Origin of the sequence: Hahella sp. KA22 (assembly GCF_004135205.1) — a bacterium.
Lineage (GTDB): Bacteria > Pseudomonadota > Gammaproteobacteria > Pseudomonadales > Oleiphilaceae > Hahella.
In genome coordinates, this window is the sequence record NZ_CP035490.1 from 2,007,566 (window position 1) to 2,022,605 (window position 15,040).

The window sequence follows — 15,040 nt, forward strand, 5'->3', positions numbered from 1 at the left end:
TGCGTAATCTTTATGTAGTGCGGGTGGGCTTATTCGCCCAGGGCCGGACTGCGTTTATGCCAGTCAGTGTTCAACTGATATTGATGTCCCAGGTTCAATAACCGGGATTCAGTAAAGTAGTTGCCGATCAACTGCATTCCTACGGGCAGGCCGCCCTTGAAGCCGCAAGGCAGTCCAAGCGCAGGTAGACCAGCCAAGCTGGCGGGAATGGTGAAGATGTCCTCAAGATACATCTGTACCGGGTCTGACGTTTTCTCGCCCAGTTTGAAGGCGACATCGGGCGTGGTCGGGCATAACAACGCGTCGACTTCGTTCAGCGCAGACACGAAATCATTCTTAATCAGGCGGCGGATTTTTTGCGCCTGCCGGTAGTAGGCGTCGTAATATCCAGCGGACAGTGCGTAGGTTCCGATCAGGATGCGGCGCTTTACTTCGTCCCCAAAACCTTCGGATCGAGAGCGTTGATACAGATCTTCGAGATTTTTGGGATTCTCACAGCGATGGCCGTAGCGAACACCGTCGAAACGCGACAGGTTGGTTGAGCACTCTGCGGGTGCGATAACGTAGTAAGCGGGTACGGACAGCTCTGTATGGGGCAGGGAGACTTCTTTGAAGGAAGCGCCCAGCGATTCGTACACTTTTATCGCTTCCTGCAGCGCTTTTTCAAGCTCGGCATTGAGCTGGCTGCTGAAGTATTCTTTTGGTAAGCCGATAGTGACGCCAGTCAGCGGTTGCGCCAGTGCTGAAGTGTAATCTTCCGTGGGGTTCAGGGCGCTGGTGGAGTCCATTGGGTCGTGTCCGGCCATGACATTCATTAGCAGCGCCGTGTCTTCCGCCGTGCGGGCGAAAGGGCCGCCCTGATCCAGACTTGAGGCGAAAGCTACCATGCCGAGGCGAGATACGCGTCCGTAAGTTGGTTTGAGTCCAGTCAGGCCGCAAAATGCGGCAGGCTGACGAATTGATCCGCCTGTATCTGTGCCGGTCGCCGCTGCGCAAAGTCCGGCTGCAACCGCTGCGGCGGAACCACCTGAAGAGCCGCCGGGCGCTCGCTCGGTATCCCAAGGGTTACGTACCGGACCAAAGTAGCTGTTCTCATTGGATGAGCCCATGGCGAACTCGTCCATGTTGGTCTTGCCTAATGTGACAGCACCGGCTTCCATAAACTTGCGGGTGACAGTGGACTCGTAAGGCGGAACAAATCTTTCCAGCATTCTGGAGCCGCATGTCGTCGTCACGCCTTCCGTGCAGAAGACGTCTTTGTGCGCGAGAGGTACGCCATTCAGAATAGAGGCTTCTCCTGCATTGAGACGGGCGTCTGCCTGCTCCGCCTGAGAGAGAGCCAGATCTTCAGTAATGGTGATGAAGCAATTCAATTCTGGGTTGAGACGTTTGATTCTGGTCAGGTAATCCTGGGTGATTTCACGGGATGAAAACTGCTTATCCCGGAGTCCGCTTATGATCTCGCTAATAGTATGTGGCAACATGCGTATCTCTTACTTATCTATAGCCGGCAAGGCGTTCGCAATGGGTTCTGATGACGGCGGGCGTTCCAGTCGCTTCAATCGATGACTTTGGGAACCAGGTACAAGCCATTTTCGGTGGCTGGCGCGATAGCCTGAAACTTTTCACGCTGATTGCTTTCCGTCACTTCGTCTTTACGCAGTCGCTGAGTCATTTCCAGCGGATTGGACAGAGGCTCTACAGCGCTGGTGTCCACTTTCTGCATCTGCTCGACGAAGTCCAGAATCTGTCCCAGGTCGCGAGTCAGTTTCGCCACTTGGTCGCCGGGCGTTTCCAATCTCGCTAGCTTGGCGATAGTCTCCAACTGTTCCGACTGGATAGTCACATTATTCTCCTGCTGGGCGTTGCGGTTGGCTTGATTCGGATCTGATCCGATAATTCGATGTTGAATCCGGGCTGGTGAACGCCATTGCAGCGCTCCTGATCGCACCGGAAACTAAAGAGGGCTATTATAAGAGGGTTTGCGTGCAGTCTGTAAATGAATTGGCGATTTTTTCCCTGTAAAACGCCCTAAAACAGACCTTTCTGATGACAATTTTTTAATGGCTTGCGGCTAGGCCCTGGCGGGGCTAAATGATTCTTGCCCTGACCACTCGCCACTGTTAAAGTTGCCGCAGCATGCCCAACCCTAAAAAGAATACGGATTCAAACGTTCAATGTTTAAACGATTACGTGGTTTGTTTTCCAGCGATCTTTCGATCGATCTGGGGACCGCCAATACACTGATTTATGTTCGTGGAAGAGGAATTGTGCTCAATGAGCCCTCTGTGGTCGCAATTCGTAACCAGGGCGCACAGAAAAGCGTTGCGGCGGTAGGCGCCGAAGCGAAGAGGATGCTGGGACGGACGCCGGGCAACATTACCGCGATCCGACCATTGAAAGACGGCGTCATCGCCGATTTCCACGTTACTGAAAAGATGCTCCAGCACTTTATCCACAAAGTGCATGAAAACAGTTTCATCACCCCCAGTCCTCGCGTACTGGTTTGTATCCCCAGTCGATCCACCCAGGTTGAGCGTAAAGCAATTCGAGAGTCCGCCCTTGGCGCGGGCGCCAGAGAAGTATTTTTGATTGAAGAGCCTATGGCGGCGGCCATTGGCGCCGGTCTGCCTGTTGAAGAAGCGAACGGCTCCATGGTGGTGGATATCGGTGGTGGAACCACTGAAATCGCCATTATCTCCCTGAATGGTATTGTGTACGCCGACTCGGTAAGAGTGGGGGGAGACAAATTTGACGAGGCGATTACCGCGTATGTGCGCCGCAATTACGGTAGTTTGATTGGCGACGCCACCGCAGAGCGAATCAAACAGGAAATCGGTTGCGCATACGAAGGTCTGGAGCTGCGTGAAATCGACGTACGTGGCCGCAACCTCGCGGAAGGGGTTCCCCGTAGTTTCACTTTGAACAGCGAAGAAATCCTCGAAGCGCTGCAAGAAGCTTTGGCCACCATCGTGCAGGCGGTCAAGAGCGCATTGGAGCAGTCGCCGCCTGAATTGGCGTCCGATATCGCTGAGCGAGGTATTGTATTGACTGGCGGCGGCGCCCTGTTGCGTGGCCTGGACAGTTTGCTGACAGAAGAAACCGGCTTGCCGGTGATCGTTGCTGACGATCCGCTTACCTGTGTCGCAAGGGGCGGCGGTCGTGCGCTGGAAGTTATCGACAAACGCGGCAGTGGTCTATTCTTTATGGAATAACAACTCTTTAACGGAGTTGGCCACTTGTTTTCGCCATGTTTTATGGTAGCTTTCTGTGTTTGTAGATAAATTCCTTTCCGGACTGTTGGGGAGATTGCGACATTAAAAATATCTTCGTTGAAGGCCCATTTTTAGGCGCACGAATGATATTGGTGGCTGTGCTCTCCATCGCCATCGGATTTGCGGATTATCACCTCGATCTCTTATCTTCGTTACGCGAAACGCTGGCGACTCTCGTCGCCCCTGTGCAATGGGTTGTCAGCGCTCCTTCCGACGTGGTCGACTGGACTGAAGACGCGGTTAAATCACGCCGCGATTTACAGCAGGAAAATGACGCGCTGCGCAACAGGCTTTTGATTCTTGAGGCAAAGTCGCAGCGTCTGGCGTCTTTGACTGCGGAAGTTAATCGTCTGCGTGAGTTGCTGAATGCTTCGTCTGTGGTGGATGATTCTGTGCTGGTGTCCGAGATCATCGGCATCAACCCTGATCCTTATATGCATGAGGTGGTCGTCAACAAAGGTTCTGACGACGGCGTTTACGTCGGGCAGCCTATGCTCGATTCGCAAGGTTTGATGGGGCAGGTGACGCAAGTGTCGCCGTTGACCTCCCGTGTTCTTCTGATTTCCGATAGTAATCATGCCGTGCCGATTCAGGTTAATCGCAACGGGGTGCGCGGCATACTTGTCGGCTCCGGCGTATTGGACCGGCTGCAACTGATAAACGTTCCCGATACCGCTGATATTGTTGTTGGCGACTTGTTGGTGAGTTCCGGCTTGGGTGGAAAATTCCCGGCGGGCTATCCCGTTGCGAAAGTCACTGCGGTGGTGCATGACCCGGGAGAACCCTTTGCTCGAATCGAAGCGCACCCGTTATCTGAATTGAATCGCAGCAGACACGTTTTGCTGGTGTTCAAGAAGAAATCGTCGGAGGCGGGAGACAGGGTTTCCGACGAACCTTCGCCTGAAGAAACTCAGTAGGCCTTATGCCCAGAGATGAGTTTCGCCCAGTCTTGTTCGTATTCACCCTGTTCCTGGCGTTTTGCGTCAGCCTGATTCCTTTGGGTGGCTACGCTGCTTATTTCAGGCCCGAGTCCATATGCATGGTGATGTTTTACTGGACGTTGAAGCATCCCGGCGCTTGCGGCATTCTGGTTGGATGGTGCGTAGGGCTGCTATGGGACGTGTTGATGGGAAGCACTTTGGGCGTGCATGCGCTGGCGCTGGCGCTACAAGCCTATCTAGTGTTGACGATGCTGCAACGACTGCAAATGTTCCCTCTGATTCAGCAGTCATTTGTTGTGTTCATTATTGTAGGCATCGTACTAATGCTGTTCCGCTGGATTAACGGCATGCTTGCCCAGCCCGCGACGGATATGGCCTATTTAATAGGGGCCCTGACTTCGGCGCTGTTGTGGCCATTGTTTTCGCTATTGATGGAAAAACTGGAAAATGTTTGACGGTAACCCTGGAGGGCGTCGCCTTGTGCTGGCGTCGGGATCTCCTCGTCGGCGCGAAATGATCGCCGGGTTGGGGTGTGAGTTTTCTATCGCCAGCGCGGATATTGATGAAAGCGTTCTGCCTTCTGAAGCAGCGGCGGATTATGTGGAGCGCCTCGCCAGAGAAAAAGCGAATACAGTATTTGCAGAGCGTAAGGATCAACAGGATATAGTGGTGTTGGGCGCTGACACCACGGTTGTGGCGGGAGGCGATATTCTCGGCAAGCCAGTTGATTTTGACGACGCCCGGGCCATGCTGCGCAGGCTTTCAGGGACATGGCATGAGGTGCTGACTTCTGTGGCCTTGGTGGCGGCGGAAGGTTGCAAGGTGACGACGACTTTGAGTCGGGTGCGATTTCGAGAGTTGTCCGAGCAGGAAATTCAGCGCTATTGGGATTCCGGTGAGCCAGCTGATAAAGCGGGCGCATACGGCATTCAGGGGTTGGCCGGGAGTTTCGTGGAGCGCGTGGAAGGCAGTTATTCATCCATTGTTGGGCTGCCTCTTTGCGAGACCGTCGTGCTGTTAAAGGAATTCGGAATCAAGATCTGGTCGGACTAACTGCATGAGTGAAGAAATCTTAATCAACGTGACTCCGGTGGAAACTCGCGTCGCTGTCGTCGAGAACGGCATGCTGCAGGAAGTTTATATCGAAAGAAGTCAGCGGCGGGGCATTGTCGGCAATATCTACAAAGGCAAAGTCATCCGTGTATTGCCTGGTATGGAAGCGGCTTTTATTGATATTGGATTGGAGCGCGCAGCTTTCATTCATGCTTCGGACGTCACCACCGTGAACCCCGGAGAGGATCGCAACGGCGGCAATAAGCACCCCGATATCAGCTCTTTGCTGCGGGAAGGCCAGTCTCTGGTCGTTCAAGTCACCAAAGATCCAATCGGCGCCAAGGGCGCGCGTCTCACCACTCAGCTATCTATTCCGTCTCGTTATCTGGTTTATATGCCCGATAACAATCATATCGGAATCTCCCAGCGTATAGAGGATGACGCTGAGCGTGACCGTCTCAAGGAGCTTATTCAGCTTTGCGTCACCACTGAAGACGCCAATTCCGCCGATGGCGCTGGCTTTATCATCCGCACGGCCGCGGAAGGCGTCGGTTCGGAAGAGTTGAAATCCGATATCCTTTTCCTGCAAAAGCTTTGGTTGTCTTTACGGGAGAAGATCAAAACTTCACCGGCTCCCGGGCCGATATATGAAGATCTCCCGCTCTACATCCGCACTCTGCGCGACCTTGTTCGCCCCTATACCGAAAAAATACGCATCGACTCCAGAGAGAGCTTCCATAAGGCGCTGAAGTTTGTTGATGAATTCGTCTCTGAGATTCGCAATAAGCTGGAGTACTATCCCGGCGAGCGGCCGATTTTTGATTTGTACAGCGTTGAAGATGAGCTTCAGAAGGCGCTGAGTCGCAAGGTGCAATTGAAGTCTGGCGGCTACCTGATTATCGACCAGACTGAGGCGATGACGACCATTGACGTCAATACGGGCGCGTTTGTCGGGCATCGCAATCTTGAAGAGACCATCTTCAAAACCAATCTGGAGGCGGCGCGCGCCATTGCGCGACAGCTGCGGCTGCGAAACCTGGGGGGCATCATTATCATCGACTTCATTGATATGGAGGACGAGGAGCATAAGCGCCAGGTGCTGCGTATGTTGGAAAAAATGCTGGAGCGCGATCACGCCAAAACCAAAATCAGTTGCGTGAGCGAGTTGGGGTTGGTGGAAATGACTCGCAAACGCACCACTGAAAGTCTGGGGCAGATGCTGTGTGAGCCATGCCCTGCCTGTGATGGTCGCGGTACGGTCAAAACGGCGCAAACCGTGTGTTATGAAATCTTTCGTGAAATTTTGCGGATTAACCGCACCTATGACGCCCAGGGTTATCTAGTGTTGGCGGCGCAAGCAGTGGTGGATCTGTTGCTGGATGAGCAGTCCGACAGCGTCGCCGATCTGGAAACTTTCATTGGCAAGCGTATCCGCTTTCAGGTGGAAGTGATGTATACCCAGGAGCAGTTTGATGTTGTTCTGCAATAGATTGCAGCGCACACTTTCCGTAGATATTACCGGCCGGCGGCGATACTGAGTTTTTGTCGTCGGCGCCGACTAATTAAGCATAGACGTATACCGCCGGCGGCCCGATCCAGTCATGACCATCAAATCCGTGTTAATCAAGATCACGCAATGGATATGGTATGTGGCTATCGCATTGCTGGTCCTTGTTGCTACTTACCTTTCTATTGGGCGTAACTTCTTCGACGCAGTGTCTGTGTTCAAGGAAGATCTGGAGTTACGCCTGTCCGCTTCCTTGGGCGCAACAGTCAAAATGGAGGCGCTGGAAGGAAGCTGGGACGGCTTCGATCCCGTCGTTACCCTCAAAAACGTTACTCTAACCGACCCCAATAAAGTCGACAGCGCGATGACACTGGATTCCCTCGTTGTCCAGCCTGATATGGTCAAATCACTGTTCTCGATGAAACTGGCTTTGAGTCGAGTGGAAATCGGCGATGTCTCCGTTAACCTGGAACAGAGCCTGAGCGGCGGCTGGCGACTTCCAGGATTGGAGCAGAAAGCGAATAGTGGCGGGGCTCTGGACTGGCGGCGTCTGGCGGATTATCTGGCTTCACCGGTGCTGGAGTTTCGAGAAATCCGGCTGCACTGGCGTTATCGCGACAGTCAGGTGGCGGGTTGGCTGATTCCGGTGCTGACAATTCAAGTTGAAGAAAATAACGTGGCTGCCTCGGGGAGAATTCTGCGGGCGGGAGGTCATACGGATCTGGGGCTGTTTTCCGTCAATGCGCATGATTTGCTTAACTCCGGGAAGCTCAATGGCGAAGCTTACCTGAGCTGGCGCAGGGGGGAGGCGCTGGACCCCCTGTTAAACCTGATTTCCGAACATGGCGTACAAGCTACGGATATCGAAGCCGCAGGGGCTCTTTGGCTGACTTTGGAGGACAATCGCCTTGTCGATATGGCAGGAGATTTGGATATCCCCCGATTAGCCTGGGCGGATGAGCAAACCACTCTGGCGCCTTTGCAGAATATCAGGGCGCGATTCACCGCGGCGCTAACTGAACAAGGCGGCTGGAAGGTCACCGCTTATGATCTTGGCCTGGATTGGGCGGGGGACAGCTGGCGTGGTGCGCGCGCATTGGTGGATGTTAACGCGGAAGGCGCGGTCCGGATGGCCCTGGATGATTTGAATCTGGGTCTATTGGGGCGTTTGAGCGTCGCCGCTGGCGTCTTGCCCGAAGACGCGTCGCGGCGTCTTGCGAGTTACCAGCCGGAAGGCGCACTGCGCAACATAGGCTTTAATCTTGATGCGAACAGGCAGTTTGAGGTGCTCGCGCAGCTCGACCAAGTCAGGGTTGCGGCACATGGCGGAGCGCCCGGCGGCGCCGGTATCGATGGTTTTCTGCAAGTGCGTAATCATAGCGGCAAGGTCATCTTCAAGGGATCAGAGATGCAACTGAGCTTTCCGGAGCTTTATCACGCGGGGTGGACGTTCACCACTGGCGAGGGGCGTGTTGAATGGCGTGGTAACGAGGATTATGTCTATGTTTTCGGCAACGGTCTGCGGCTGAAAGAGATTAATGGACTGCAAGCGGAACTAAGCGGCGCTTTTAGCATACTGCTGCCGCATGACAAGACCCGTGAGCTTAACCTGGAGCTGGCGATCGGAGTGGAGAGTGCGGATGCTCGGGTGGCGTCTTTGCTTGTGCCGGGACATATCATTCCGCCGGAGCTCAATCGTTGGCTGCGGCAGGCGGTAAAAGGCGGTCAGGTGACGACCGGCGGCTACTTCTATTCCGGTGTGGTGGGCCCTCTGGCGACCGCTACCAATCATCGCTCGCAGATGTTTTTTAATCTGAAAGACGGGCGTTTGCATTACGCAGACGGCTGGCCTGAGTTGGAAAATTTTGATGCGCGTCTCGCGATTATCGGAGGCGAATTGAGCGCAATTGTCGGCGAGGGGACGATCGCCGGCACACGGGTTCGCTCGGTGAAGGTGAAGCGTGACGGCGGAGGAGGGCCTGGCTCACTGCTCCATATCAGCGCGAATATTCGCCCACAGAAAAGCGACTGGGATTATTGGTTGAAGAAGTCGCCTATCGCCAATGTGACTGCGCCGGTTGTGGAAGACTGGTCTGTCAGTGGCGCCAGTTCTGGCGTGCTGGACTTGACGTTAGATACGGTCGGAGTGGGCCCCCCTCGTATTGATCTCAAGTTGAAAACAGCCGGATTGAATTTGCGGTCTGAGCGCAATGATCTGGCGTTGACGGATTTACGGGGCGACCTTTCCTTTAGCACCGCTGATGGCATTCGGGCGAGAGGCATGCAAGGGGCGATATTTGGGCAGCCTGCAAATCTGGACGTGACAACATCAAACTGGTCGGAGCAACGCAAGACGCTGGCGTTAAAGCTGGCGAGTAAAATAGAGGCGTCTACGCTGCTGGATTGGCTCAAGATCGAGCGGACGGTTCCGCTGTCTGGCCAGCTACCCTATCGCCTTGCCCTGGATCTCGATCACACTGATAAAAGTCGCTTCAGGCTACGTCTGGACAGTGAGCTGATGGGCGCTGACATTCGGGCTCCAGCCCCTTTCGGCAAGACGATACAGGATAGCTCTCCTCTGTCTGTCGTACGCGACTGGGAAGCGGAGGGGAGTCGTGAAAACTGGTCTGTCTCCGTGAAAGATCTGCTGAAAGCGCGTTTTGAAGTCAGTGACGGGGCGATCAACCGGGGCGCGTTGGCGTTCGTCACGGGGGATAACGCCCCCGAAGGGCTGGAGCTGCCTGCGCGCGGCGTCAATGTGTCGGGGCAACTATCGCGGTTGTCGGTGTCTGAGTGGCGCACTTATCTGCAAGAGTTCCTCGGCGCGGATATGGGAGATGAGTCAGCAAGTGCGCCGGATTGGCTGAATCGCGTGTCGATGCAGGTTGGGAGGCTGGAGGTCGCCGGCGAGTGGTTCAGTCAAGTGGATGCGCGACTGCAACGGCGTTCTGATGGGCTCGATATTTCACTTGATGACGGAGAGAGGCTGACGGGGACTTTGTCTATCCACGATGACGTCAGCAAGCCGCCCTTTGCGAAGTTTCGGCGTTTGTATATCTCTGATAGCGCCGCCACCGCCGTGGAAAAGCGTATGACGCCTGCGGATGTGCCTCTGGCGCAGGTGGATATCGAAGACCTGCGCTTAGGGGGGAAACAGCTGGGAAGCTGGGCCTGGGTAACACAGCCCCGGGAAGATGGCGTGGTATTCAGTAATATGTTTGGGCGCCTCGCCGGCGCAACTGTGACGGCAAGACTAAGCTGGCTGATGGACCCGCAAACGGGTCACCAGACTTCGATTCTCACTGGGGATCTGAAAGGCGCTAACTTTGATCGCTTTTATGAGAATCTGGCGGAAGACGCGCCGCTGACCGCAGAAGATTACAGCTTCAATACGGGTATAGTCTGGCAGGGCGGCCCCACTGAGTTTCAGTGGAAGGACGTGACGGGGCAAATCAGCTTCAAGATGAGCAATGGCGTATTCCGTGAAGCGTCCAACTCGGCCAATATCTTCCGGGTGTTTGGTATCTTGAACACGGACTCAATTACCCGGCGTTTGCGTTTGGACTTTTCTGATCTGTATCGTAAAGGCTTGGCTTATGACCAGATTGAAGGAGAGGCGCGCATTGAAGAGGGGGTGATGAACTTTGAAAGTCCGCTCGCGATCCAGACTCTTTCCAGCGGATTTAAGATAACCGGCAAGACCAGCCTGGTTGATGACACTCTGGATATGCAAATGGTGGTCGTGCTGCCGGTAACGAAAAACCTGCCGCTGGCGGCGGTTTTGGTGGGGGCTCCCCAGGTGGGGGGCGCATTGTTTCTGATCGACAAGCTACTGGGCGATCCCCTCAGTCGGATGACCAGCGCCACGTATAAAATCAAAGGTACATTGGATAACCCTGAAGTCAGCCTGCAGCAGATATTTGATAACACCAGCGGCGGCTCGGCTTCGCAGAGAAGGAGAGCGGATTGATGAGCGAGTTCACACTGGCGATAGTGCAGTTGGTCAGCACCAGTGATATAGCGCAGAACCTTGCCCGAGTGGAGCACTGGGTGGCGGAAGCGGCAGGTGGCGGTGCGCAGCTGGTGTTGCTGCCGGAGAACTTTGCATTGTTCGAAAGCAAGCGTTCGTTGGATATCGGGGCTGCGGAGGCGGATGCAGAGGGCCCAATACGAGGATTTATTGCTGGGCTGGCGAAACGTTTTGGGGTTTGGATTATTGCTGGCTCCTTGCCTTGTGCGCAACGTCCTGACGGCGCTCTCATTGATGGGCGCGTGCGCTCCGCCTGCTGGGTGTTCGATGATAGCGGGGCTACGGTTGCCCGTTACGATAAGATCCATCTATTTGATGTGGATGTAAAAGACGCTTATGGCGCATATCGTGAGTCCGCCATATTCGAGCCAGGCGAAAAGGTGGTGGTGATTGATACGCCCTGGATCAGGGTCGGCCTGTCGATTTGCTATGATTTACGCTTTCCCGAACTTTATCGGGCGATGACTGAGCAGGGGGCGGAATTGGTGACGGTTCCTTCCGCATTCACCTATGTGACGGGCGAGGCGCATTGGGAAACCCTATTGAGGGCGCGGGCGATAGAAAATCAGGTGTTTATCGCCGCCGCCAATCAGGGAGGGCGCCATTCAGAATCTCGACGCACCTATGGGCGCTCGATGATTATCGATCCCTGGGGGAAGGTTATGGGAGGGCTGGAAGAAGGAGAAGGCGTTTTTCTCTCCACTCTGGATAAGGCTGAGCTGCAGGAAGTACGGGCCAGAATGCCCGTACTCGCTCATCGCAGACTCAAGTAGCGCTCTGCAATCAGGCGTCGTCGACAACCTCTTTTAAGTAGCGATACAGCTTTTTGGCGGCGCCGCGATTCTTGTTTTCCGTAATGTCTTTTTGCGCTGCGCGGATTAGCTGTCGCAGGTGTTGCGCCTCGGTGTTCGGATACTGATTCATAAATTCAGTCACCGCTTGATCCCCTTCTGAAATCAGGGACTCCCGCCAGCGCTCCAGGCGATGATGCTCCGCAGCCTGTTGTACGGAGCCTTGGTCGAACTTGTCGAGAAATGAGCGAAGCTCCTCCTCGTCCACATCCCGCATCAACTTGCCGATAAATTGCAGCTGACGGCGTTTGGCTTCGTGGCTGCCGATTTTGTTATAGGTGTGGATCGCATCCAGCAGTCGGTCAGTCAGTGAAAGCTGGCTGAGTTGGTCTGCTTTAAGTTCCGTCAATCTCTTCCCTAGCTGTTGCAGCGCCTCCATCGCCCGTTTGCGGCTGGATTTACTGGGGGGCAGATCCTCTTCGTCGTAATAATCGTCTTCTAAATCGTCGTCGTGATGTGAATGGCTCATTGAAATGCTCGAATCAACTCTCGGAAACTAAAATGGTAACACAGCGCTCAAGTAAGATAAGAATAGACAGGCATTCGCCTTGCGCCTAGTCAGGCGTAGGCGATTGTGGCGAGTCCCAGAAATGACATAAACCCAACCACGTCCGTAACTGTTGTCAGGATGACGCCTCCGGCCAGAGCGGGGTCTATTTTCAGGGTTTTTAGTATCAGAGGTAAAGCGGTGCCGGCGATAGCTGCGACGGTCAGATTGATTAGCATCGCTGAGGCGATCAGGACGCCAATAGTGACGTCGTTGAACCAGACCATAGCGGCGGTCGCCACCACGAAAGCCCAGAGTAAGCCGTTGAAGGCTCCCACCAGAAACTCACGGTTCATCAGCCAGCGAATGTTACTTGAGCTGACCTTGCCCGTGGCCATCCCTCTGATTACCAGTGTGAGCGCCTGGCTGCCTGCGATGCCGCCCATGCTTGCGACAATGGGCATCAATACGGCCAGAGCGACTACTTTTGCAATGGTCGCTTCAAAAATGCCAATGACCGCAGAAGCGAGAAACGCGGTGATCAGATTTATCCCCAGCCAGACGGCGCGACTTTTAGCCGTCTTCATGATGGGGGCGAACATATCTTCCTCTTCGTCCAGACCCGCCATACTCAAGATTTCGTGATCGGCGTTTTCACGGATAACGTCAACCACGTCATCGATGGTGATACGGCCTACAAGCTTGCCCTTATCGTTGACGACCGGCGCTGAAACCAAATCGTGGCGTTCGAACAGGGTGGCGACTTCTTTATCGGCAACAGTCGCAGGAATCGGCTCCACATCCGTGCGCATGATCTCACGCACGGTTGAGCTAAGGCTGGACACCAATAGCGTAGTGACAGGGAGTACGCCGATAAAATCATCTTTTCGGTTCACCACCAGCAAGCTGTCGGTCATGTTGGGCAGACTTTTGTGGCTGCGCAAATAGCGAAGCACAACATCGACGGTTATGTCCGGGCGCACGGTGATCATGTCCGTGTTCATCAGACCGCCGGCGGAGTCCTCGGGATAGGCCAGGACTTCTTCCAGACGTTGGCGGTCCTGGGCGTCCATGGTCTCCAGGACTTCCTGGATGACGGCTTCCGGTAATTGCTGTAACAAGTCGGCGAGGTCGTCGACTTCGAAGTCTTCGGCGATCTCGATAACGTCCTGGGCATTCATCTCGCTCAGGAAGTCGGAACGGATTTCATCGCTCAGATACTGAAGAACTTCGCCATCCAGTTCGTCATCGACTAACTGCCAGAGTAACTTCCGCTCATTGGGCGGAGATGATTCCAGCAAGTGGGCGATGTCGCTGGGGGAGAGGCCGCCATTCAGGATGCGCGCGACCTGCTGCAAAGAACCGCTTTCCAGCGCTTCCGCAATGGAGCGCATACGGACCTTGGCAGTGCTTTTTTCGGTCGCTTGAGACATAGACTTACATCCGCGTTTAGGGCGGCCCGCAACGGGCAGCGAGGAATTTGCCGGATAAAATACAGAGACGGGCTCTGCGCCGTTGTGGCGCCAGTATAAGCGAGCCCACTATAAAGTGTAAGTTAAGACGAAAAATAGTCTAAGGAAAATCAGGGAATTGTCTTACTTTATTCAAGCGGTTTGTATTGTTTGGCATGCTTGGAAGGGATGGGGCGAAGCGCCCCTAAAGCGGTAGGGTTACTCACCCTCTCCGAAATAGTCCTCGATCAGAGCCTTGATGGCGTGAAAAGCTTCCTCTTCATCCGGACCTTCTATTTTCAGCGTAAGAAGCGTTCCCTTGCTGGCGGCGAGCATCATGACCGCCATTATACTTTTTCCGTCAACTTCCTGGCCTTCTTTGGCTACTCTGATCTTACTGGCGAATCGGCCGCTGGTGGACACGAATTTGGCCGCCGCTCGGGCGTGCAGGCCAAGCTTATTAATAATAGTGACTTGTTCCTGGATCATGGGGCGCGATGAGTATAAAAGTTTGAAGTTTCCCGAATGTTGGATTCAGGCCGGTTTAATTGTTAAGCGACAGTGGCTTCTTATTGTTAAAACCTTATTGCGCCAGCTCTTTGTGGCGCACTTGGACATTATCATATTTTTTCTTGAAATGCTCTCCCAGGCACTCGCAGATATAGACCGAGCGGTGTTGCCCGCCAGTACAGCCGATGCTGATTGTCATATAGGTGCGATTACTGTTCTGGAAGTGCGGAATCCAGGTCTCAAGAAAGCTGATAATGTGCTGCAGCATCTGTTCCGGTTCCGGATGCTGCTTCAGGAATTCGATGATTTCCTGATCTGTGCCTTTGTAGCCGCGCAGTGCGGTGTCCCAGTAAGGGTTAGGAAGGCAGCGCACGTCAAACACCATGTCGGAATCCGACGGCACGCCATGCTTGAAGCCGAACGACTGGAAGAGCAGGGCCAGTTCCTGGGTTTTGTGCCCGATAACCCTGATCTTCACCTGATCCCTTAGCTGGTAAATGGAGAGATCACTGGTGTCTATATATAGGTTCGCCAGAGTGGCGATCGGCTCCAGCAGCTGTTTCTCTTTGGCGATGGCTTCTTTCAGCGATGTGCTTTTGCTGCTGAGCGGGTGCTTGCGACGCGTTGCATGAAAACGTTTGATCAAGGTGGCGTCATTAGCGTCAAGATAGATGATTTCCACATCAATATTGTGCGCTTGCAGAGTGGCGTAAATCGACGGGAAATCCGATAAATCCCTATAAAGATTTCGGGCGTCTATGCTGACGGCGAGTTGCTGATTCTGGGTCTTTCCCTGGTCCAGCACCTCTTGGGTGAGAGGCGAGAGGAGACCGATAGGCAGGTTATCGATGCAGTAATAGCCCATATCCTCCAGAACATGGAGCGCCGTACTTTTTCCGGAGCCTGAACGACCGCTTACGATAATCAGCTTCATG

The 15,040-nt window shown here is 54.2% G+C and carries 13 protein-coding genes; 7 read left to right on the forward strand and 6 right to left on the reverse strand.

Annotated elements, in window-relative coordinates:
• Window positions 1-29: 29 nt before the first annotated feature.
• Entirely contained in the window at window positions 30-1,484 is a 1,455-nt protein-coding gene (gene gatA, locus EUZ85_RS08970) for an Asp-tRNA(Asn)/Glu-tRNA(Gln) amidotransferase subunit GatA (protein WP_127968972.1), read from the reverse strand.
• A gap of 74 nt (window positions 1,485-1,558) precedes the next feature.
• Window positions 1,559-1,846 (reverse strand): Asp-tRNA(Asn)/Glu-tRNA(Gln) amidotransferase subunit GatC, encoded by a 288-nt coding sequence (gene gatC / locus EUZ85_RS08975; RefSeq protein ID WP_127968973.1) that lies wholly within the window; start codon window positions 1,844-1,846, stop codon window positions 1,559-1,561.
• Between the two features lie 331 nt (window positions 1,847-2,177).
• Between gatC and EUZ85_RS08980 the strand changes: the two genes are divergently transcribed.
• From EUZ85_RS08980 to EUZ85_RS09010, 7 genes are all read left to right on the forward strand, one after another.
• Window positions 2,178-3,215, forward strand: a complete 1,038-nt coding sequence (locus EUZ85_RS08980; protein ID WP_011399070.1) for a rod shape-determining protein — start codon at window positions 2,178-2,180, stop codon at window positions 3,213-3,215.
• Between the two features lie 110 nt (window positions 3,216-3,325).
• Complete coding sequence (gene mreC, locus EUZ85_RS08985) at window positions 3,326-4,192, forward strand: rod shape-determining protein MreC (RefSeq protein ID WP_255509319.1); 867 nt, start codon at window positions 3,326-3,328, stop codon at window positions 4,190-4,192.
• Between the two features lie 5 nt (window positions 4,193-4,197).
• Window positions 4,198-4,671, forward strand: coding sequence for a rod shape-determining protein MreD (gene mreD / locus EUZ85_RS08990; protein WP_127968975.1), 474 nt, complete (start codon window positions 4,198-4,200; stop codon window positions 4,669-4,671).
• Entirely contained in the window at window positions 4,664-5,269 is a 606-nt protein-coding gene (locus tag EUZ85_RS08995) for a nucleoside triphosphate pyrophosphatase (protein ID WP_127968976.1), read from the forward strand. The genes mreD and EUZ85_RS08995 overlap by 8 nt, the downstream gene beginning before the upstream one ends.
• 4 nt (window positions 5,270-5,273) lie before the next feature.
• Window positions 5,274-6,758, forward strand: a complete 1,485-nt coding sequence (gene rng, locus EUZ85_RS09000; protein ID WP_127968977.1) for a ribonuclease G — start codon at window positions 5,274-5,276, stop codon at window positions 6,756-6,758.
• A 112-nt stretch (window positions 6,759-6,870) separates the two neighbouring features.
• Window positions 6,871-10,746, forward strand: coding sequence for a YhdP family protein (locus EUZ85_RS09005; protein ID WP_127968978.1), 3,876 nt, complete (start codon window positions 6,871-6,873; stop codon window positions 10,744-10,746).
• Window positions 10,746-11,579 carry a carbon-nitrogen hydrolase family protein gene (locus tag EUZ85_RS09010; protein WP_127968979.1) on the forward strand — a complete coding sequence of 278 codons (834 nt, stop codon included), beginning with the start codon at window positions 10,746-10,748 and terminating at the stop codon, window positions 11,577-11,579. Before EUZ85_RS09005 ends, EUZ85_RS09010 begins: the two co-directional genes overlap by 1 nt.
• Before the next feature lie 10 nt (window positions 11,580-11,589).
• On the opposite strand, the gene yjgA is transcribed toward EUZ85_RS09010, so the two are convergent.
• From yjgA to rapZ, 4 genes are all read right to left on the reverse strand, one after another.
• A complete protein-coding gene (gene yjgA / locus EUZ85_RS09015) occupies window positions 11,590-12,126 on the reverse strand; it encodes a ribosome biogenesis factor YjgA (RefSeq protein ID WP_127968980.1) in 537 nt (178 codons plus the stop codon).
• 89 nt (window positions 12,127-12,215) lie between these two features.
• Window positions 12,216-13,577: a magnesium transporter gene (mgtE, locus tag EUZ85_RS09020; RefSeq protein ID WP_127968981.1), complete on the reverse strand. Its 1,362-nt coding sequence runs from the start codon at window positions 13,575-13,577 to the stop codon at window positions 12,216-12,218.
• Between the two features lie 237 nt (window positions 13,578-13,814).
• Entirely contained in the window at window positions 13,815-14,084 is a 270-nt protein-coding gene (locus EUZ85_RS09025; protein WP_011399061.1) for an HPr family phosphocarrier protein, read from the reverse strand.
• Between the two features lie 94 nt (window positions 14,085-14,178).
• Window positions 14,179-15,039 carry an RNase adapter RapZ gene (gene rapZ / locus EUZ85_RS09030; protein ID WP_127968982.1) on the reverse strand — a complete coding sequence of 287 codons (861 nt, stop codon included), beginning with the start codon at window positions 15,037-15,039 and terminating at the stop codon, window positions 14,179-14,181.
• Between the last annotated feature and the right edge of the window lies 1 nt (window position 15,040).

What these genes read in the sequence shown, in the direction of transcription:
- yjgA (WP_127968980.1), bottom strand. Translation starts at nt 12,126, where the DNA reads ATGAGCCATTCACATCACGACGACGATTTAGAAGACGATTATTACGAC.
- EUZ85_RS08980 (WP_011399070.1), top strand. Translation starts at nt 2,178, where the DNA reads ATGTTTAAACGATTACGTGGTTTGTTTTCCAGCGATCTTTCGATCGAT.
- EUZ85_RS08995 (WP_127968976.1), top strand. Translation starts at nt 4,664, where the DNA reads ATGTTTGACGGTAACCCTGGAGGGCGTCGCCTTGTGCTGGCGTCGGGA.
- rng (WP_127968977.1), top strand. Translation starts at nt 5,274, where the DNA reads ATGAGTGAAGAAATCTTAATCAACGTGACTCCGGTGGAAACTCGCGTC.
- mreD (WP_127968975.1), top strand. Translation starts at nt 4,198, where the DNA reads ATGCCCAGAGATGAGTTTCGCCCAGTCTTGTTCGTATTCACCCTGTTC.
- EUZ85_RS09010 (WP_127968979.1), top strand. Translation starts at nt 10,746, where the DNA reads ATGAGCGAGTTCACACTGGCGATAGTGCAGTTGGTCAGCACCAGTGAT.
- EUZ85_RS09025 (WP_011399061.1), bottom strand. Translation starts at nt 14,084, where the DNA reads ATGATCCAGGAACAAGTCACTATTATTAATAAGCTTGGCCTGCACGCC.
- mgtE (WP_127968981.1), bottom strand. Translation starts at nt 13,577, where the DNA reads ATGTCTCAAGCGACCGAAAAAAGCACTGCCAAGGTCCGTATGCGCTCC.
- rapZ (WP_127968982.1), bottom strand. Translation starts at nt 15,039, where the DNA reads ATGAAGCTGATTATCGTAAGCGGTCGTTCAGGCTCCGGAAAAAGTACG.
- gatA (WP_127968972.1), bottom strand. Translation starts at nt 1,484, where the DNA reads ATGTTGCCACATACTATTAGCGAGATCATAAGCGGACTCCGGGATAAG.
- EUZ85_RS09005 (WP_127968978.1), top strand. Translation starts at nt 6,871, where the DNA reads ATGACCATCAAATCCGTGTTAATCAAGATCACGCAATGGATATGGTAT.